This is a genomic window from Lentzea flaviverrucosa (assembly GCF_003350445.1).
Lineage (GTDB): Bacteria > Actinomycetota > Actinomycetes > Mycobacteriales > Pseudonocardiaceae > Lentzea > Lentzea californiensis.
In genome coordinates this window covers 85526-104896 of sequence record NZ_QQAU01000002.1, presented here as the reverse complement: position 1 = coordinate 104896, position 19371 = coordinate 85526, and the positions used below count along the sequence as shown (strand labels likewise).

15 protein-coding genes and 2 pseudogenes are annotated in these 19371 nt (G+C 69.1%); 13 read left to right on the top strand and 4 right to left on the bottom strand.

The window, feature by feature from the left end:
* The first annotated feature begins 47 nt into the window (after positions 1-47).
* Positions 48-1097 (top strand): D-alanine--D-alanine ligase family protein, encoded by a 1050-nt coding sequence (locus tag DFR72_RS06570; protein ID WP_090066455.1) that lies wholly within the window; start codon positions 48-50, stop codon positions 1095-1097.
* Here DFR72_RS06570 and DFR72_RS06565 read toward each other — a convergent pair.
* Positions 1094-1657, bottom strand: coding sequence for a DUF3515 domain-containing protein (locus DFR72_RS06565; protein ID WP_245982591.1), 564 nt, complete (start codon positions 1655-1657; stop codon positions 1094-1096). The genes DFR72_RS06570 and DFR72_RS06565 overlap by 4 nt on opposite strands.
* A 19-nt stretch (positions 1658-1676) precedes the next feature.
* Positions 1677-1910 (bottom strand): Lrp/AsnC ligand binding domain-containing protein, encoded by a 234-nt coding sequence (locus tag DFR72_RS06560; protein WP_090008449.1) that lies wholly within the window; start codon positions 1908-1910, stop codon positions 1677-1679.
* A gap of 97 nt (positions 1911-2007) precedes the next feature.
* Here DFR72_RS06560 and DFR72_RS06555 point away from each other — a divergent pair, with 97 nt between their 5' ends.
* Genes DFR72_RS06555 through DFR72_RS06535 form a run of 5 tightly spaced genes read left to right on the top strand, consistent with a single transcriptional unit; the run spans position 2008 to position 5913 of the window.
* Positions 2008-2976 carry a thiamine-phosphate kinase gene (locus DFR72_RS06555; RefSeq protein WP_090066454.1) on the top strand — a complete coding sequence of 323 codons (969 nt, stop codon included), beginning with the start codon at positions 2008-2010 and terminating at the stop codon, positions 2974-2976.
* 56 nt (positions 2977-3032) lie between these two features.
* Positions 3033-3443 (top strand): GNAT family N-acetyltransferase, encoded by a 411-nt coding sequence (locus DFR72_RS06550; RefSeq protein WP_177224562.1) that lies wholly within the window; start codon positions 3033-3035, stop codon positions 3441-3443.
* Between the two features lie 10 nt (positions 3444-3453).
* Entirely contained in the window at positions 3454-3975 is a 522-nt protein-coding gene (locus tag DFR72_RS06545; protein WP_030479727.1) for a gamma carbonic anhydrase family protein, read from the top strand.
* A gap of 20 nt (positions 3976-3995) precedes the next feature.
* The gene (locus DFR72_RS06540; RefSeq protein WP_090066452.1) at positions 3996-4670 is read left to right on the top strand and encodes a uracil-DNA glycosylase; all 675 of its coding nucleotides are present in this window, start codon (positions 3996-3998) and stop codon (positions 4668-4670) included.
* 43 nt (positions 4671-4713) lie between these two features.
* Entirely contained in the window at positions 4714-5913 is a 1200-nt protein-coding gene (locus tag DFR72_RS06535; RefSeq protein WP_090066451.1) for an MFS transporter, read from the top strand.
* 19 nt (positions 5914-5932) lie between these two features.
* Here the strand turns inward: DFR72_RS06535 and rpmB are convergent, their stop codons facing one another.
* Positions 5933-6124, bottom strand: a complete 192-nt coding sequence (rpmB, locus tag DFR72_RS06530) for a 50S ribosomal protein L28 (RefSeq protein ID WP_030467945.1) — start codon at positions 6122-6124, stop codon at positions 5933-5935.
* 148 nt (positions 6125-6272) lie between these two features.
* Here rpmB and DFR72_RS06525 point away from each other — a divergent pair, with 148 nt between their 5' ends.
* The 4 genes and pseudogenes from DFR72_RS06525 to DFR72_RS06515 all read left to right on the top strand — a co-directional run bounded on the left by DFR72_RS06525 (position 6273) and on the right by DFR72_RS06515 (position 12377).
* On the top strand, positions 6273-7883 hold the full coding sequence (locus DFR72_RS06525) for a DAK2 domain-containing protein (RefSeq protein WP_090066450.1): 1611 nt from the start codon (positions 6273-6275) through the stop codon (positions 7881-7883).
* Positions 7884-7897: 14 nt separating this feature from the next.
* Positions 7898-8395 (top strand): annotated as a pseudogene (locus DFR72_RS46735) (OB-fold nucleic acid binding domain-containing protein); the annotation flags it as partial.
* A gap of 1020 nt (positions 8396-9415) precedes the next feature.
* Positions 9416-11080, top strand: a pseudogene (locus DFR72_RS46240) (helicase-related protein); the annotation flags it as partial.
* A gap of 166 nt (positions 11081-11246) precedes the next feature.
* The gene (locus tag DFR72_RS06515) at positions 11247-12377 is read left to right on the top strand and encodes an exo-alpha-sialidase (protein WP_143086736.1); all 1131 of its coding nucleotides are present in this window, start codon (positions 11247-11249) and stop codon (positions 12375-12377) included.
* Between the two features lie 3 nt (positions 12378-12380).
* Here the strand turns inward: DFR72_RS06515 and DFR72_RS06510 are convergent, their stop codons facing one another.
* Positions 12381-13625, bottom strand: coding sequence for a coiled-coil domain-containing protein (locus tag DFR72_RS06510; RefSeq protein WP_090066447.1), 1245 nt, complete (start codon positions 13623-13625; stop codon positions 12381-12383).
* Positions 13626-13944: 319 nt separating this feature from the next.
* Here DFR72_RS06510 and DFR72_RS06505 point away from each other — a divergent pair, with 319 nt between their 5' ends.
* The 3 genes from DFR72_RS06505 to rsmD all read left to right on the top strand — a co-directional run bounded on the left by DFR72_RS06505 (position 13945) and on the right by rsmD (position 19363).
* Entirely contained in the window at positions 13945-17322 is a 3378-nt protein-coding gene (locus tag DFR72_RS06505) for a pyruvate carboxylase (RefSeq protein WP_090066446.1), read from the top strand.
* Between the two features lie 126 nt (positions 17323-17448).
* Positions 17449-18522, top strand: a complete 1074-nt coding sequence (locus DFR72_RS06500; RefSeq protein WP_090066445.1) for an MBL fold metallo-hydrolase — start codon at positions 17449-17451, stop codon at positions 18520-18522.
* 286 nt (positions 18523-18808) lie between these two features.
* Positions 18809-19363, top strand: a complete 555-nt coding sequence (rsmD, locus tag DFR72_RS06495; protein ID WP_090066760.1) for a 16S rRNA (guanine(966)-N(2))-methyltransferase RsmD — start codon at positions 18809-18811, stop codon at positions 19361-19363.
* Positions 19364-19371: the final 8 nt, after the last annotated feature.

Below are 19371 nucleotides of genomic sequence, written 5' to 3'. Positions count from 1 at the left end.
CTAACTGGCGGGTAGGCACAATCGCCCAAACGGGTAGGGTCGCCCGCATGACGCAGCGCAAGACAAGGGTGGCCGTGGTCTTCGGTGGCCGCAGCTCCGAGCACGAGGTCTCCTGCCAGTCCGCCAAGAGCGTCCTGCCGCACCTGGACGCGGACCGGTTCGAGGTGGTGCCGATCGGCATCACGCCGCAGGGGCAGTGGGCACTCGGCACGGACCCGAGCGCGCTGGAGCCGGGCGCCGGCAACCTCCCGACGCTGCGCAACCAGACCGTCGTCGCGATCGAGCCCGGCCACGCGCTGAAGGACGTCGACGTCGTCTTCCCGTTGCTGCACGGTGCATGGGGTGAGGACGGCACGATCCAGGGCCTGCTCGAACTCGGCGGCCTTCCCTACGTGGGGCCCGGTGTGTTCGCGAGCGCCGCCGTCATGGACAAGGTCTTCGCCAAGAAGATCCTCCAGGCCGAGGGCATCAACGTCGGCGAGTTCGTCGCCCTCGACCGCGCCGCCACGACGCTGACGCTGGACGAACGCGAGTACCTCGGCCTGCCGGTGTTCGTGAAGCCGTCCCGCGCGGGGTCGTCCGTCGGCATCTCCAAGGTGAGCGACTGGGCCGACCTGGACGCCGCGATCTTCGAGGCGCGGCAGCACGACCCCAAGGTCATCATCGAGGCGGCCGTGGTGAACCCCCGCGAGATCGAGCTCGCGGTGCTCGAGTTCCCGGACGGCCGCGTCGAGGCCTCGCTGCCCGCCGAGCTGCGCCCGGTCGGTGACGGTGCCGACTGGTACGACTTCGAGGCCAAGTACGTCAACGACTCCTACGAGGCCGACATCCCGGCGAAGCTCGACGACGACATCACCGCGCAGCTGCGCGAGCTGGCCGTCACCGCGTTCAAGGCGCTCGACTGCCAGGGTCTGTCCAGGGTGGACTTCTTCCTCACCGAGCAGAACGAGCTGATCGTCAACGAGCTCAACACCATGCCCGGCTTCACGCCGATCTCCATGTACCCCAAGGCGTGGGACGCGACGGGCATCGACTTCACGACGCTGCTGACCACGCTGATCGAGACGGCGATCGCACGCGGTTCAGGCCTCCGTTAGGCCGTGGTCTTGACCGGCTGCTTGGGCAGGAGGTCGCGCACGGTGGTGGAGATGTCCTGCAACGGTCCGGTGCCCGCGTCGGCGGGCACCGTCAGCGCCACGTACACGCCGCGGTCCACGATCACCCAGGTCGAGCTGTCCGAGCCGGGCAGCTCGAGCCACTGCACGTCGGAGATCACCCGCAGCTGCGAGGTCGCGGACAGTTCGGTCGGCCTCGGCAGGCCGCAGCGCAGAACCACCGGATCGTGTTTGGCGTCACCCCAAGCCACCGTGGCGGGGGGAGCGGGCGTGGCGATCTCGCGGCGGGACAGCATGTCCTTCCCGGACGGCAGGCCCACCGGCAGCTTCTCGACCAGGGAAGCGCATTCCGGACTGCCGGCCGAAGGAGCGTCGATCGAGACCAGTGCGAGCGGACCCGTGCGACCGGGTACGTCCTCCGACTGGTTTCCCGTGCCCAGCACTAGACCGAGCCCGGCGACACCGATGGCGAGCAGCACAGCGAGCCCGACCGCCGCGAGCAGCGGCCGGGACAGCGCCGACGTGGATTCCTGCTGAGTCACCCGGTTATGACAACACGGGCTAGAGATGCACCACCGGGCAGGTCAACGTCCGGGTGATGCCTTCGACGTTCTGGATGCGCGCGACCACGAGCTGGCCGAGCTGGTCGACGGTCTCCGCTTCGGCGCGCACGATGACGTCGTAAGGACCGGTGACGTCTTCTGCGGTGGCTACCCCGGTGATCCCGGAGATCTCGGAGGCGACTGCGGCGGCCTTGCCGACCTCGGTCTGGATGAGGATGTATGCATGCACCACGGCGTGCCCCTTCGTCGCGACAGGTTGGGTCGAGGTAGGAACGTGTCACGCAACGTACCCCAGTTGGGGTTCCGAATGCTCAGATTGGGAGGCAACTTTGCGTCCGGAGCCGCCGCGCGACGCGGAGACGGTCGCCGATGTGGGTGAGTTCAACCTCATCCACAGGGTGACGACCGGTCGGGCGCAGCCGGAGACGACCATCCTCGGTCCGGGTGACGACGCGGCCGTCGTCGCCGTCCCGGACGGACGGGTCGTGGCCTCGATGGACCTGCTCGTCGAGGGTGTCCACTTCAGACTCGACTGGTCCAGTCCCGAGCAGGTGGGCCGAAAAGCGGCCGCGGTGAACCTCGCCGACGTCGTCGCGATGGGAGCGCTGCCGTCCGCGCTGCTCGTCGGTTTCGCCTGCCCCGCGAACACCCCCGCGTCGGTGATCGAGGGGATCATGGCGGGGCTGTGGGACGAGGCGGCGAAGGCCGGTGCGGGCATCGTCGGAGGCGACATGGTCAGCTCCGCCACACTCGTGATCTCGATCACCGCCATGGGCGACATGAACGGGCTCGAGCCGATCACGAGGTCCGGAGCACTCGTCGGGGACGTCGTGGCGGTCACCGGAAGGCTCGGCTGGGCCGCCGCGGGACTCGCCGTGCTCGGGCGCGGATTCCGTTCCCCGGTCGGCATCGTGAACGCCCAGCGCACCCCGGAGCCGCCGTACGAGGAGGGACCCAGGGCCGCCGAGGCCGGCGCCACGTCGATGATCGACGTCTCGGACGGACTGCTGCAGGACCTGAGCCACATCGCGGACGCGTCCGGTGTCGCGATCGACATCCGCACCGAGCTGCTGCCGTTGCACCCGCGGCTGCTCGACGTCGCCTCGGCTCTCGGCGGGGACGCGCGGCACTGGGCGCTGACCGGAGGCGAGGACCACGCCCTCGCGGCGACGTTCCCCGGCCCCAAGGCGGTTCCGCCGAACTGGACGACCATCGGCACGGTCCGCGCGGGAGCAGGTGTCACGGTCGACGGCAGGAACTACGAAAAACCTCCTGGCTGGGAGCACTGGCGCGCGTAGAATTCAATTCCGTGGAACTATGCACGCGGGCGTATGACCATCCAGACTCGGTCAAGATGATCGCCGACCTCCAGCAGGTCTACGTCGAGCGCTACGGCGACGTGGACGTCACGCCGGTCGATCCGGCGCAGTTCGCCGCGCCGCTCGGCTACTTCGTCATCGGCTACCTGGACGACCTGCCCGTCGCCTGTGGCGGCTGGCGCGTGAACGACGAACTGGACGGCGCCGCCGAGATCAAGCGGATGTACGTCATCGACTCCGCACGCGGCAAAGGCCTCTCACGACTCGTGCTCGCTCATCTGGAATTCACCGCGCGCGAAGCGGGCCTGCAACGGATGGTGCTGGAGACCGGGTTGCGCCAGCCCGAGGCGATCGCCCTGTACACGTCCAGCGGATACGAGCGGATCGACAACTTCGGCGTGTACCGCGACCACCCGGAGAGTCGCTGCTTCGGGAAGCCGTTGTAGGTTCGGGCGCATGGCCATCTATGCGCTGGGGGACTACACGCCGCAGATCCACCCGGAGGCGTACGTGCACCCGGACGCGACGGTGATCGGCGACGTCCGCATCGGCGCGTTCTCGTCGGTGTGGCCACAGGCCGTGCTGCGCGGCGACTACGGGCGCATCGTCGTGGACGAGCGCACGTCGATCCAGGACGGCACGGTCATCCACTGCACCGAGGTCCACCCGGTGCACATCGGATCGTCGTGCGTCATCGGCCACAACGTGCACATCGAGGGCGCGACCGTCGCCGACGAATGCCTGATCGCCTCGGGTTCGGTGGTGCTCAACGGTTCCATCGTGGAGAAGGGCGCGATCGTCGGCGCCGGCGCGGTGGTGTCGTTCGACGGCCACGTCCGCGAACGCACGATGGTGCTGGGGGTTCCCGCCCGCGAACGTGCCGGACACGTTGTGCCGGAACAGGCCTGGGCGTTCATCGTCGAGAAGTACGTGCAGAACATCGCTTTGTACCGGGAGAAGCTCCGTCGGCTCGATTGAGTGAGATAGGGTTCACAGCCGTGGCTCGTCCCCTCAACGAAGTTGTCGAAGCCGGTTGGGCTGAAGCTCTCGCCCCCGTTGCTGACCAGATCGCCGCCATGGGTGAGTTCCTGCGCGAGGAGGTCGCCGCCGGTCGCACCTACCTACCCGCGGGCGAGAACGTGCTGCGTGCTTTCCAGCAGCCGTTCCACCAGGTGAAGGTGCTGATCGTCGGCCAGGACCCGTACCCGACGCCCGGCCACGCGGTCGGCCTGTCGTTCTCGGTGGCCCCCGACGTGCGGCCCATTCCCAAGTCGCTCATCAACATCTACAAGGAGTACGCCGAGGACCTGGGGCACCCGATCCCGTCCAACGGCGACCTGACCCCGTGGTCCGAGCGCGGTGTCCTGCTGCTCAACAGGGCGCTGACCGTGCAGCCCGGCAAGGCGAACTCCCACCAGGGCAAGGGCTGGGAGAAGGTGACGGAGCAGGCGATCAAGGCGCTCGCCGCTCGTGACGCACCCCTGGTCTCCATCCTGTGGGGCCGCAACGCGCGCAACCTGCGTCCGTTGCTCGAACCGTTGCCCGCCATCGAGTCCGCGCACCCGTCGCCGCTTTCCGCGCACGCCGGGTTCTTCGGTTCGAAGCCTTTCAGCCGTGCCAACGAACTGCTCGAGAAGCAGGGCGCCGACCCGATCGACTGGAAGCTCCCGTAATTGGTTCTTCCCCGCACGTCCCTCGGCACTAGCGTCGCGGGACATGCGGGGGAATCGAGATCTGAAGATCCTGGCTGCCGGCTCGGCCGTGTCCGAGTTCGGCAGCTCCCTGTCGGTTCTCGTCCTGCTGTTCTGGTCGACGCCCATCAGCCCGTTGCTGGTGGCCGCGATCCTGGTCGCCGAGCTGCTGCCGTTCGTGCTCGGCGCACCGATCGCCGGAATGCTGGTCGACAAGCTGCCGAACCGCAGGCTGCTGATCACCGCCCTGCTCGTGCAGGGTGTGGCGATCGCGGCCATCGCGCCCGTCATGAGCCAGCCCCTGCTCGTCGTCGCACTCGTGCTGGTCTCCGGGTGCGGTCGTGCGGTGACGGTGCCCGCGACCTCAGCTCTGGTGCCGCACATCGCGGGCGAAGAAGAAGCGACGCGCGGGTACGCGTGGGTCGGCACCGCCCGCAGCCTCGGCAGCCTCGCCGGCGTGACCCTCGGTGCGTTGCTCGCCGGGTTCTTCGGGCATCCCGTCGCGTTGCTCGTCGACGGCGCCACGTTCCTCGTTTACGCCGTGTTGCTGGCGTTCGTGCGTGCGGAACGCAGGCCTTCAGGCGAGCACGCGGCGCGTCCCAGCGCGTTGGCGGGCATTCGGCACGTGCGGCGTGATCCCGTGCTGTTCGCCGCGATCATCGGTCTGGCGTTCTTCGTCGGCGCGGTCGTGGTGATCAACGTCGCCGACCCCGCGTTCGTGCGGTACGTGCTGCACGGCGACGAGTTCATGCTGGGCGCGATGCAGGCGTGCTGGATGGTCGGCATCCTCTTCGGGAACCGGCTGGCCGCGCGGTTGAGGAGCGTTTCGCAGGTGGCTCAGGCCCTTGCGATCTCCGGGATCACCACCGGGATCGCCGTGCTGATCCCGGCGACGTTCCCCGTCGTCGTGGCGGCGGGCATCGGCTGGTTGATCGGCGGCGTGTCCAACGGCGTCGACAACGTGTGCATGAACGCCATCGTGCGGGTGCGCACTCCTGAGGAGATGCGCGGGCGGGCGTTCGCCGCGGTCGGGTCGATGGTGACCGGCGCGAACCTGCTCGGGACGGCTGCCGCGGGCGGGTTGCTGCTGGTGATGGGGCCTCGGGCGGTGTTCGCGCTCGGCGGCACCGGGGCGTTGCTCAGCGGCGTCGCCTGCCTGGTGTTCGTGCGTCGTGCCCTGAAACGCGAAGAGAGCCCGGCCGTGGCCGAGCTCTCTTCGAACTGAAAACGATCTGTGGCGGTGATCAGCCGCGCACGACCTTGCCGGCCTTCAGGCAAGACGTGCACACGTTGATCCGCTGGCGCTGCGAGGCCGAGACCTTCGCGCGCACAGACTGGATGTTCGGGTTCCAGCGGCGGTTCGTCTTCCGCTGGGAGTGCGAAACCGAATGGCCGAAGCCCGGCCCCTTGCCACAGACGTCGCACACGGCAGCCACGTCAGCCACTCCTTCAGGTTCCTCAAGCGGTAAGTCTCGCGTCCCGGTGGGCGCGCAAGCGTGCACAAGCCTCAACCGGGCACGGCAACTCAACGAGGGTAGCCGGTGGCATCACCTGCGACCAAACCGGGTGGATACTCTCGCCGCCATGCAGGTCATGGATGCGGTCGCGGTGCGCCGGTGGGCAGACGCCTGCGTGCGGTCGTTGGACGCCAATCGGGAGTCGATCGACCAGATCAACGTCTTCCCCGTCCCGGATGGTGACACGGGCACGAACCTGCTGCACACGATGCAGTCGGCGCTCGACGCGCTGCTGCGCTCGCCCATGTCGACGGTGGGGGACGCGCTGTCGGCGCTCGCCCGCGGCGCGCTGGCAGGGGCGCGCGGGAACTCCGGCGTGATCCTGTCCCAGGTGCTCAGGGGCCTGGCGGAGACCGTGCAGGAGGTGTCGCTGGTCACCGGTACCGCGCTGCGCAACGGACTGCACCGGGCCGACGAGCTGGCCACCGCCGCCGTGTCCAAGCCGGTCGCCGGCACCGTCCTGTCGGTGCTGCACGCGGCGTCCGAGGCCGCTCGTGACTGCGAGTCGGACGAACTGGACGACGTGGTGATGGCGGCGTCGCGCGCGGGTGCCGTGGCGCTGGCCGACACGCCCCGCCAGCTCGCGGTGCTGGCCAAGGCCGGGGTGGTCGACGCGGGCGGGCGAGGGCTCGTTGTGTTGTTGGACACATTGGCTGCGGTGATCACCGGCCAGAGCGTGGAAACACCGGTGGACGCGCCCTTGCTGCCGCGCACGCCGGAGTCGCTGACGACCGAGCGCGAGAGCGGGTCGTCGGAGTTCGAGTACGAGGTCATGTACCTGCTCGACGGCACCTCGGAGGAGTCGGTCGCCGAGCTGCGCGCCACGTTGAACGGCCTGGGCGACTGCGTGTCGGTGGTGGGCGACGGCGTCTCGCTGTGGACCGTGCACGTGCACTGCAACGACATCGGTGCTGCCGTCGAGGCGGGTGTGCGCGCGGGGCGTCCGCACCGCATCACGGTGGCGCGGTTCGCTGATCAGATCGCCGCGCAGGCTTCACGGTTCGTGCGTGACCGGGCCATTGTGGTGGTGGTGAGCGGTGCCGTGGACCTGTTCCGCGCGGAGGGTGCCACGGTGTTCGACCTGGCTTCTTCTTCGGCGACGCCCACGGACCTGTTGTCGGCCATCGTGTCGACGCGCGCGCGTCACGTCGCGGTGCTGCCGGGCGATCCGGACCTCCGCGAGGCCTTGGACGAGGCCGTGGCATACGCACAGGCCGCAGGGCAGGACGTAGTGGTGGTGCCGACGTTCTCGCCCGTGCAGGCTCTCGCGGCGTTGGCAGTGCACGACTCTTCTAGGCGCGCTGGTGACGACGTTGTCGCCATGGCCGAGGCCGCCGCCGCCACCCGTCGCGGCGAACTCGCGATCGCCGCCGACGAGGCGCTCACGTGGGTCGGCCGCTGCCAGCCGGGCGACCTGCTGGGCATGCTCGACGGCGAGGTCGTGCTGATCGAACCGGGCCCCGCGACGCCGGAGTCGTTGATGGACCTGTCCTGCCGGCTGGTCGACCGCATGCTTTCGGGCGGCGGCGAGCTGGTGACCGTGATCCTGGGCGCGGACGCCCCGGAAGGCCTGGCCGGCGTGCTGGAGGACCACGTGCGGGTCACCCATCCGGAGGTCGAGGTGACCGCGTATCCGGGTGGACAGCCGGACGCGGTGATTTTTGTCGGTGTCGAGTAGTTCAATAGGGCGCGATGATCTCCTTCGACGACAAGCTGCAGCCGTTGCTCGGCAAGAAGTCCGCCGACGCACTGGAGACCGGCCTCGGCCTCACGACGGTCGGCGACCTGCTGCGCCACTACCCGCGCCGGTACGACGAGCGCGGGAAGCTGACCGACATCAGGTCGCTGGAAATCGACGAGCACGTCACGGTGCAGGCCGAGGTCCGCAAGTGCCAGAAGCGCCAGATGAAGGCGCGCCGCGGCCAGATGACCGAGGCCGTGATCACCGACGGCACCTCCGAGCTGCACCTGGTGTTCTTCGGCAAGCCGGCGTTCGTCGCCGAGCAGGAGCTCCTGCCGGGCACGCGCGCGCTGTTCGCCGGCAAGGTGGGCCGCTACCGGCAGAACCTGCAGCTGGTGCACCCGGCGTTCGAGGTCCTCACCGCGGAGCAGGACGGGTCGTCGTTCCTGCAGGCGTTCCTGCCCGTCTACCCGGCGTCGCAGCACATCAACACGTGGAACATCGCGAACTGCGTGAAGCAGCTCCTGGAGATCTGGGACGGCGTGCCGGAGGACCCGCTGCCCGCCGACTTCCGCGAGGAGCAGGGCCTGATCGGCCTGGAGGACGCGCTGCGGGCGATCCACCGGCCGGAGAGCTGGGCGCAGATCTCCGTGGCGCAGCTGCGGTTGAAGTGGGACGAGGCGCTGGCCGTGCAGCTGGCCCTGGCACAGCGCCGCAAGGCTTCCACCGCTCGTCCGGCGCCTGCCTGCGCGCGCCGTTCCGGCGGGATCCTCGACGCGTTCGACGCGCGGCTGCCGTTCACGCTGACGGCGGGCCAGGTGGAGGTGGGCGAGCAGGTCGCTTCGGACCTCGAGTCGACCGTGCCGATGAACCGGTTGTTGCAGGGCGAGGTGGGTAGCGGTAAGGCACAACCGCTCGACTCGCTCGTTCTCACGCCGACCGGTTTCATCAAGATGGGCGAGGTTCGGGTTGGGGACGAGGTGATAGCGCCCAACGGCGAGATCACCGTCGTGACCGGCGTTTTTCCTCAAGGCGAGCGAGATGTCTACCGAGTAGTGCTCTCTGATGGACGCAGCGTGGAGTCCGATCTCGAGCATTTGTGGGCCGTGAACACGACTGTGCGCCGGGACCGGGGAAATCCGCTCAAAGTGCTGACGTTGCGGGAGATTCGCGACGACCTGACAACAGGCAACAAGTCGTCGAAGTGGTACCTGCCCGTGCTGGAAGCACCGGAGTTGGACTGTGTGACTGACCGGCCTCTGGACCCGTACGCGCTGGGGCTCCTGATCGGAGACGGCTCTCTGCTCAACGGCAGAGTCATGTTCACCAGCGCTGATCCGGAGTTGCTCGTAGAACTGATGGCGGCTCTCCCCAAGGGGGCACACCTCGTCAAGCCTGAGTGGGCGAACGAGTACGACTGGTTTGTGAACGGATGTCGCAAGGGCACGAACCCGGTTCTCGACGCATTGCGGGCTCTCGGGGTCTACGGTCACCGTGCCAGGGACAAGTTCCTACCGGAGAACTACATGGTCGCCCCGGTGAAGGTTCGGCATGCGCTGTTGCAGGGGCTGCTGGACACCGATGGCACGCTCGATCACGACCAGGGTTCGAACGTGACCTTCTTGTCGGCGTCACCACGGCTCGCTGATCAGGTGTCCTGGCTGGCGGAGTCACTGGGTGGCACGGGCAGAGTCCGTCCTGTCGAGAAGATGGGAAACACGTACCACCTGGTCAGCCTTCGTCTGCCCAACGAGTTTCCGCCGTTCCGCCTCACTCGGAAAGCGGAGCTCGTAAAGGAGCGCACCAAGTACGAGAAGCCCGTGCGGGCGATCCGTGCGGTCGAGTTCGTCGGACGCAAGCCCGTGCAGTGCATCTCTGTCGCACACCCTGACCAGCTCTACGTCACCGATCACTTCATCGTCACCCACAACACGATGGTCGCGTTGCGGGCGATGCTCCAGGCCGTCGACGCGGGCCGTCAGTCCGCGATGCTCGCCCCCACGGAAGTCCTTGCGGCACAACACGCCCGCTCGTTGACCGAGATGCTCGGCGACCTCGCCCAGGCGGGCCAGCTGGGCGGCGCCGAGGACGCGACCCGCGTGACGCTGCTGACGGGGTCGATGAACACGGCCCAGCGCCGTCAGGCGTTGCTCGACATCGTGACCGGTGAGGCGGGCATCGTCGTCGGCACGCACGCGATCATCCAGGAGAAGGTGGAGTTCCACTCCCTGGGCCTCGTCGTGGTCGACGAGCAACACCGCTTCGGCGTCGAGCAACGAGCCGCTCTCTCGGCGCGCGGCGAACGCGAGAACCCGCACGTGCTGGTCATGACCGCGACGCCGATCCCGCGCACGGTGGCCATGACGGTCTACGGAGACCTGGAGGTCTCGGCCCTGCGCGAGCTGCCGGGAGGCCGCTCGCCGATCAAGACCTCGGTGGTGCCCGTCCGCGAGAAGCCCACCTGGCTCGACCGCGCCTTCGCCCGAGTGCGCGAGGAGGTGGCGAAGGGTCACCAGGCGTACTTCGTCTGCCCGCGCATCGGCGACGAGGAGCCGGCGAAGTCCGACGACGAGGACAAGCGCCCGGCCCTGTCCGTGATCGACGTGGCGACCATGCTCGCGCAGGGCCCGTTGCGCGGCCTGCGGATCGAGATCCTGCACGGCCGCATGCCCCCGGACGAGAAGGACGCGGTGATGCGCGCCTTCGCGGCCAACGAGGTCCATGTCCTGGTGGCCACCACCGTCATCGAGGTGGGCGTCAACGTCCCGAACGCCACGGTCATGGCCATCATGGACGCGGACCGCTTCGGCGTCTCGCAGCTCCACCAGCTCCGCGGCCGGGTGGGCCGGGGCAGCGCGCCGGGCCTGTGCCTGCTGGTCACCGAGATGCCGGAGATGACCGCGACGATGGAACGCCTCCGCGCCGTCGAGTCCACTCTGGACGGCTTCGAACTCGCCCAGCTGGACCTCGAGCTGCGCCGCGAGGGCGACATCCTGGGCGCAGCGCAGTCGGGCCGCCGCTCGGGCCTGAAGATGCTGTCCCTGCTGCGCGACGAGGACATCATCGCGGACGCCCGCACGGCCGCTCAGCAGGTCGTGGACGCGGACCCTGACCTGGAGCAGCACCCCGGCCTCGCGGGGATGGTGGCGACGTTGCTGACGGAGGAGCGCGCCGAGTACCTGGAGAAGACCTAGCCGCGGTCTGCGCGGTCGGGTGGGCGGTGTGGACCGCGCGGCTGGACGGGCCGAGGGGTGCGTGGGTGGCCTGACCACACCTATCGCCGTCCCGCCACCCACGTCACTCGAACGTGTGCGCGCGCCAGCACCGTATCCACCCAAACGTCTCGGTACGGTCCCACCCGTGCGTCGCATGCTCATCACCGCGCTGGCCGCCACCCTCGCCGTCCTCACCAGCCCCAGCCCGGTCCTCGCCGCCCCGGTCCTGCTCACCGGCGTGGAGTCCCGCTACCCGCACGCCATCAGGCTGGAGCACGGGACGTACCGCGGGTCGATCCTCGTTGCGCTGCACGGGTTCCACGTCGTGAACGTCATGCGTGCCACCAGGGCCGGCAAGAAGTTCCGGCAGATCGGCACCTTCACCGACGAGGTGAGCGCCCACGCGTCGTGCTGCGGTCATCTCTACGAGCTGCCGCGCCAGGTCGGCGACATGCCTGCCGGGACCGTGCTGTGGGCGGGGTCGGTGGGGCTGCGGCACGAGGGGCTGAAAGCGCGGATCTGGCGCAGCGACGACGCCGGCGAGACCTGGCAGCACCTGTCCGAGTGCGCGCGGGAGATGCCTGGCGGCGGGCTCTGGGAGCCGGACCTGTCCGTTGACGCTCGGGGGCGGCTGAACTGCTACTTCGCTGACGAGACCCACGAGAGGCACAGCCGGTACATCGGGCGGTCGGTGTCGGCGGACGGCGTGCTCTGGTCGGGCAAGGAGAAGGTCGTCGCCGTGTCGGACGGCCGGCTCCGGCCGGGGATGCCGCAGGTCAAGCGGCTGCCGACCGGCGATTTCTACATGATGTACGAGATCTGCTCGCAGCCTGACCAGTACTTCTGCGAGGCGTACCACCGCAGCTCACGCGACGGGATCAACTGGGGTGACCCGGCGTGGCAGGGCATGAGGCCGACGACGAAGGACGGCAAGTACTTCGCGCACACGCCGTCGATCACCCTCGCGCCCAACGGCACGCCATGGGGCCGTGTGATCCTCATGGGACAGATGTTGATGTCCGCCGACGGCAAGGTCGACCCCGGCAACGGCAGGACGGTCTTCGTGTCCGAGAACGGCGGCAGGGACGGCTGGTACGAGGCGCCCGCGCCCGTTGCGGTCGCCGGCGCGCGGGACGACAAGTGCGCGAACTACCACCCCAGCGGGGTCGCGTCGCTCGACGGTGACGAGCTCATCGGGTTCGCGAGTGATGTCGCGGCGAACGGCAGCTGCCACACGAGCTGGGCCACGAGCAGCCTGCCGCCGTTCCCCGGGTAGAACTCAGTCCTTCTGCCGAGGCTTCGGCAGCTGCTCGGTCTTCTGCTCACCGGAAGGCGCGGCGGGCGCGACGGGTTCGTCGTCGCCGTTGCCGTCCTCCAGCGGCTTGAGCACCGACATCGCCGCCTCCACCGCTGCCTGCGCGGCGTGGAACTGCGTCGCGAGGTTGTCGTGCGCCGAACGCAGCGACGACTCCTTCTCTGCCGCGGCGGCCGCGCGCTGGTCCGCCTCGGCGACGGCCTTGGCCTTCTTCTCCTCGGCTTCGCGCACCAGCGCCGACGTCCGGGTCTCGGCGTCGCGGACGAGCGTGACGGCCTTCTCGTTGGCCTCGCGCACGGTGGTCTCGGCCTTGTCCTCGGACTCGCGCAGGGTCGTCGCCGCCTTCTCCTCCGCGGCGGTGACCAGGGCGACGGCCTTCGCGGACGCCTCGGTGGTGGTCTGCTCGGCGCGAGCGATCGTCTCGGCTTCGAGGTCGGAGAGGACCTTCGCGGCCTCCTCCTGCCTCGCCTGGAGCTCGCTGTCGAGCTTCTGCAGCGCCGCGGTCCGCTTGGCCTCGGCGTCGGCGGTGATCCGCTCGGCCTCGGCGCGCGCGTCCGCCATCACCTTCTGGTGCTCGGCGGTCAGCGTCGCCTTGAGGCCGTCGTACTCCTTGTCCAGTTCGTCGTGGTACGCCTTGTACTTGGCGTCCAGCTCGACGCGGTGGGCGTCCAGGTCCGCCGACTTCTTCTCGAACTCGGCGGCGAGGTGCTCACCGTTCGCGCGCACCTCGGCGACCAGCGCCTCGTGCTCGGCGGCGAGCTTCGCCTGCAACGACGCGTGCTCCGCCTCCAGCTCCGACCTGCGACCTGCGGTCTGCTGGTCGAGCTCGGCGTGGCGCTGCTGGTAGTTCATCTCCAGCTGCTTGCGGCGCGCCTCGGTCTCGGCGAGCAGGCGCTGGTGGGCCTCGCGCTGGCCGGCCGCCCACTTCTCGGCCTCACCCCGCGTCGCGGCGGCCTTGTCGAGGGCGTCCTTGCGGATGTCCGCGATCTCTTCCTCGGCGAGGCTCATCATCACCCGGACACGCTCGGTGACGTTCGACGCGCTGACTGGAGCGTTGGCGAGGTTCTGGAGCTGGATCTTGGTCTTGTCGAGGTCCGCGCGCATCGAGTTCAGGAGCTTGGTGAGCTCTCCCACCTGCGCCGCGGCCGCGTCACGGGAGCGGTTCGAGTTCTTGAGGTCGAACTCCAAGCGGGTGACTCGTTCGTTCACCTGTCGCTGGTTGTAACCACGAAGGACAACGTCGAAATGCGGTGTGCGGGCAGTAGGCTGCCCGGCTCCATCAGCCCCGGCCATATGGCTCACCCTACCGAGATAGTCGCGAAGATCGTCACTCGATCTGGTTAAACCCACTACCGGCCGCAGTCTGACCGGGTGGTGGGTATCCACTTTGCTCTCACCACGCGAGAATCCGTGTGAACAAGACCGATCAGGATGACACCCATCACGTGGGACGGTCCTCCCAACAGGCAAGAGTCGCACGGTAACGTGCCACGACTGATGACTGCCGAGTAACACCGGGAGGGCACGGATGTTCCGCAAGGTTCTTGTCGCCAACCGCGGCGAGATCGCGATTCGCGCGTTCCGCGCCGCCTACGAACTAGGCGCGGGAACGGTCGCCGTCTTCCCTCACGAGGACCGCAACTCGTTGCACCGCCTGAAGGCGGACGAGTCCTACGAGATCGGCGAGCCCGGACATCCCGTCCGCGCCTACCTCTCCGTCGAGGAGATCATCAAGGCGGCCCGCAAGGCCGGCGCCGATGCGATCTACCCCGGTTACGGCTTCCTGTCCGAGAACCCCGAACTGGCCATGGCGTGCCGTGAGGCAGGTCTCACCTTCGTCGGCCCCGTCGCCGAGGTGCTGGAGCTGACGGGCAACAAGGCGCGCGCCATCGCCGCCGCCCGCGAGGCCGGGCTGCCGGTGCTGGAGTCGAGCCCGCCGTCCTCCGACATCGACGAGCTGCTCGAAGCGTCGAAGACGATGCGCTTCCCGGTGTTCGTGAAGGCCGTCGCCGGTGGCGGTGGCCGCGGCATGCGCAAGGTCGACGAACCCGGCGCGCTGCGCGAGTCCCTCGAGGCGGCGTCCCGCGAGGCGGAGTCGGCGTTCGGCGACCCGACCGTGTTCCTCGAGCAGGCCGTGGTCGAACCGCGCCACATCGAGGTGCAGATCCTCGCCGACGGCCAGGGCAACGTGATCCACCTCTTCGAGCGCGACTGCTCCGTGCAGCGGCGCCACCAGAAGGTCATCGAGATCGCGCCCGCGCCGAACCTCGCGCCCGAGCTGCGCGACCGCATCTGCGCCGACGCGGTGAAGTTCGCGCGGCACATCGGCTACCGCAACGCCGGCACCGTGGAGTTCCTGCTCGACCCGCAGGGCCACTACGTCTTCATCGAGATGAACCCGCGCATCCAGGTCGAGCACACGGTCACCGAAGAGGTGACCGACGTCGACCTGGTGCAGTCGCAGATGCGCATCGCGTCCGGCGAGACGCTGGAGGACCTGGGCCTGTCCCAGGAGACCGTCCAGCTGCGCGGCGCGGCTCTGCAGTGCCGCATCACCACGGAAGACCCCGCCAACGGGTTCCGCCCGGACACCGGCACGATCAGCGCCTACCGCTCGCCGGGTGGTTCCGGCATCCGCCTCGACGGCGGCACGGCGGGCGCTGGCATGGCCATCAGCCCGCACTTCGACTCGATGCTCGTGAAGCTCACGTGCCGCGGCCGCACCTTCGAGCTCGCCGTCGCCCGTGCGCGTCGCGCGATCGCGGAGTTCCGCATCCGCGGTGTCTCCACGAACATCCCGTTCCTGCAGGCGGTCCTGGACGACCCGGACTTCTACGAGGGCCGCGTCACCACGTCGTTCATCGAGAAGCGCCCGCACCTGCTGACGGCGCGCCACTCGGCCGACCGCGGCACGCGCCTGCTGACCTACCTCGCCGACGTCACCGTCAACCACCCGAACGGCACCCGCCCGACCGCGGTCGACCCGCGCGAGAAGCTGCCGGTCATCGACCTCAACGCGGAACCGCTCGCCGGGTCCAAGCAGAAGCTGGTCGAGCTCGGTCCCGAGGGCTTCGCGCGGTGGATGCGGGAGAGCAAGGCCGTCGGTGTCACGGACACGACGTTCCGCGACGCCCACCAGTCGCTGCTCGCGACCCGAGTGCGCACCAAGGACCTGCTCGCCGTCGCGCCGCACGTCGCGCGCATGACGCCGCAGCTGCTGTCCCTGGAGTGCTGGGGCGGCGCGACGTACGACGTGGCGCTGCGGTTCCTCGCGGAGGACCCGTGGGAGCGCCTCGCCGCGCTGCGCGAGGCCGTGCCGAACATCAACCTGCAGATGCTGCTGCGCGGCCGCAACACGGTCGGCTACACGCCGTACCCGGAGGCGGTCACCAAAGCGTTCGTGCAGGAGGCGACGAACACCGGCATCGACATCTTCCGGATCTTCGACGCGCTGAACGACGTCGAGCAGATGCGCCCGGCGATCGAGGCCGTGCGCGAGACCGGGACGGCGGTCGCCGAGGTCGCCCTGTGCTACACGAGCGACCTGTCCAACCCGGACGAGCGTCTGTACACACTGGACTACTACCTGAAGCTGGCGGAGCAGATCGTCGGCGCCGGCGCGCACGTGCTGTGCGTCAAGGACATGGCCGGCCTGCTGCGGGCTCCGGCCGCGTCGCGCCTGATCACCGCGCTGCGCAAGGAGTTCGACCTCCCGGTCCACCTCCACACGCACGACACGGCGGGTGGCCAGCTGGCGACGTACCTCGCGGCGATCCAGGCGGGCGTGGACGCGATCGACGGCGCGACCGCGTCGATGGCGGGCACGACGTCGCAGCCGCCGCTGTCGTCGATCGTGGCGCTGACCGACCACACCGAGCGCTCCACCGGCCTCGACCTGCAGAACGTCTGCGACCTGGAGCCGTACTGGGAGTCGGTGCGCAAGATCTACGCGCCGTTCGAGTCCGGCATCCCCGGCCCGACCGGCCGCGTCTACCACCACGAGATCCCCGGTGGTCAGCTCTCGAACCTGCGCACCCAGGCCGTCGCTCTCGGCCTCGGTGAGAAGTTCGAGGAGATCGAGTCGATGTACGCGGCCGCCGACCGCATGCTCGGCCACCTCGTGAAGGTGACGCCGTCGTCCAAGGTCGTCGGCGACCTCGCGCTGCACCTCGTGGGCGCGGGCGTCTCGCCGAAGGACTTCGAGGCGGACCCCGGGAAGTTCGACATCCCGGCGTCGGTCATCGGCTTCCTGCACGGCGAACTGGGCGACCCGCCCGGTGGCTGGCCGGAGCCGTTCCGCAGCAAGGCGCTGGAGGGCCGTCCCGCGCCGAAGCCGGTCGAGGAGCTCTCCGCCGAGGACGAGGCGGGTCTCGTCGACGACCGCCGGGCGACCTTGAACAGGCTGCTGTTCCCCGGGCCCACCAAGGAGTTCCGCACGCACCGCGACGCCTACGGCGACACGTCGGTGTTGCGTTCCAAGGACTTCTTCTACGGCCTGCGTCCGGGCGAGGAGTACTCCGTCGACCTGGAGCCGGGTGTGCGGCTGCTGATCGGCCTGGAGGCGATCTCCGAGGCCGACGCGCGAGGCATCCGCACGGTCATGGCGACCCTGAACGGCCAGATGCGCCCGATCCAGGTCCGCGACCGTTCGGTGGCCGCCGACATCCCGGCCGCCGAGAAGGCCGACCGCACGAACCAGAACCACGTGGCGGCCCCGTTCGCCGGCGTGGTGACGGCGGTGGTGGCCGAGGGCGACCAGGTCGACGCCGGTCAGACCGTCGCGACGATCGAGGCCATGAAGATGGAGGCCGCGATCACCGCCCCGAAGGCCGGTGTCGTCGCGCGCCTGGCGCTGCGCGGCGCCCAGCAGGTCGAAGGCGGCGACCTGCTGATCGTCCTGGAGTAAGTCGTTGGTCCCGAAGGGCCCGGTCTCGTCTCGAGGCCGGGCCCTTCGTGGTGCGAGGAGCGCGGAACTCCACGACGATTCCCTGCGTTGCACCGGTCACGGGGACAGGGAAGAGGGATTCGCATCATGAAGAAGGCGTTGGCCGGCCTGCTCGGCCTGGCAGGGGTGGCGTGGGCGCTGAAGGACGTGCCGAAGCAGCTGGGCGGCAAGCCCGACCCGGCCAGGATGGCGCGCTCACCGCGCTACCGCGACGGGAAGTTCCACAACGACAAGGAAGTCCGCACGGTCCCTGACCGCGACTCCTTCTCCATCCGCGACTTCGTCTTCGGCAGCGAGGACCGCAAGCCGTCCGTCGCGGTCCCGCTCGTGGGACCCGCCGCGCCGGTGTCCGAGGGCCTGCACATCACCTGGTACGGCCACGCCTCCGCGCTGATCGAGATCGACGGCGCCGCGGTGCTCGTCGATCCGGTGTGGAGCGACCGCGTCTCACCTTCGACGCGCGTCGGCCCCAAGCGGCTGCACCCGGTTCCGCACCAGTTGTCGGATTTGCCCGCTGTCAGCGCCGTGGTGATCTCGCACGACCACTACGACCACCTCGACATGCAGACCGTGCAGGCGTTGACGTCGAGCACTTCCGCTGTGTTCGTGGTGCCGTTGGGGCTTGGTGCGCACCTGGCCCGGTGGGACGTGCCCGCTGCCCGGATCGTCGAGCTGGACTGGGACGAGTCGCACTCCGTGGACGGGTTCACCCTCACCTGCACCGCGGCTCAGCACTTCTCCGGGCGTTCGGTGCAGCGCAACGTCACGTTGTGGGCGTCCTGGGTGATCAAGCGTGGGGCGCGGTCGGTGTTCTACAGCGGCGACACCGGGTACTTCGAGGGGTACAAGGCGATCGGGACGGCGCACGGACCGTTCGACGCGGTGTTGATGCAGGTCGGTGCGTACGACGATGCGTGGCCGGACATCCACATGACGCCCGAGGACGGCGTCCGGGCGTTCGACGACGTCGGCGGCGGGCTGTTGATCCCGGTGCACTGGGCGACGTTCAACCTCGGGTTCCACCCTTGGGGGGAGCCGATCGACCGGATCTGGCGGGAGGCCAAGGCGCGTGGGGTGACGTTGGCCGTGCCTCGGCCGGGGGAGCGGGTCGATGTGGACAAGCCGGGCGAGGTTGACGGGTGGTGGCAGGCGCTCGCCTGAGGCGTCTGTTGTGGGGTGGCTTGCGGGTCGCGACCTTGCGGGTGGGTTGGCTTGCGGGCGGCGACCTTGCGTTGCGTGCGTTTTCCTGGGGGCGCTGCCCCCAGACCCCCGGCAATCTGATCGGGGGGGGGCCATGAGCGGGCAGATGGCACGCCTGTTGCTTTGGGCGGCTGCCTGTTGATGTGAGGGTTGCGTTGGCGGTAAGGACGGCTCGCCTTCGGCGTCGCCGCCCATCCGGGTCGCGGTGGGGGTCATGCGGGTCTGACGCACCTGGGACGATGGGGTGGTGACACGAATCGTTGCCGGGACGGCGGGAGGCCGCAGGCTCAAGGTTCCGCCCAAGGGCACGCGGCCCACGTCCGACCGGGTTCGGGAGGCGTTGTTCAGCTCGCTCGAGGCGTTGATCGACCTCGACGGCGTGCGGGTGCTTGACCTGTACGCCGGGTCGGGGGCGCTGGGGCTGGAGGCGCTGAGCAGGGGCGCTGGGCACGCGACGTTCGTCGAGTCGGACAAGCGGGCCGCCGACGTGCTCAAGGGCAACGCCCAGGAGCTCGGGTTCGCGAACGCGGTGGTCGTGAATCGCACGGCTGAGGCTTATGTCTTGGCCGAAGGGGAGGAGTTCGACGTCGTGTTCGCCGATCCGCCCTATGCCGTGGGTGACGACGAGCTCGCCAAGGTGCTCCACGGGATCGTGCCGAGGCTCACCGCTGACGCCATCTTGATCGTGGAACGTGCTTCGCGAAGTGCCGAACCAGCGTGGCCGGAAGAGGTGGAATCCTTGCGTGCCAAGCGTTACGGGGACACGGCTGTGTACTGGGCCCAGGTGCGTGCTGATGGGTGACGAGAACC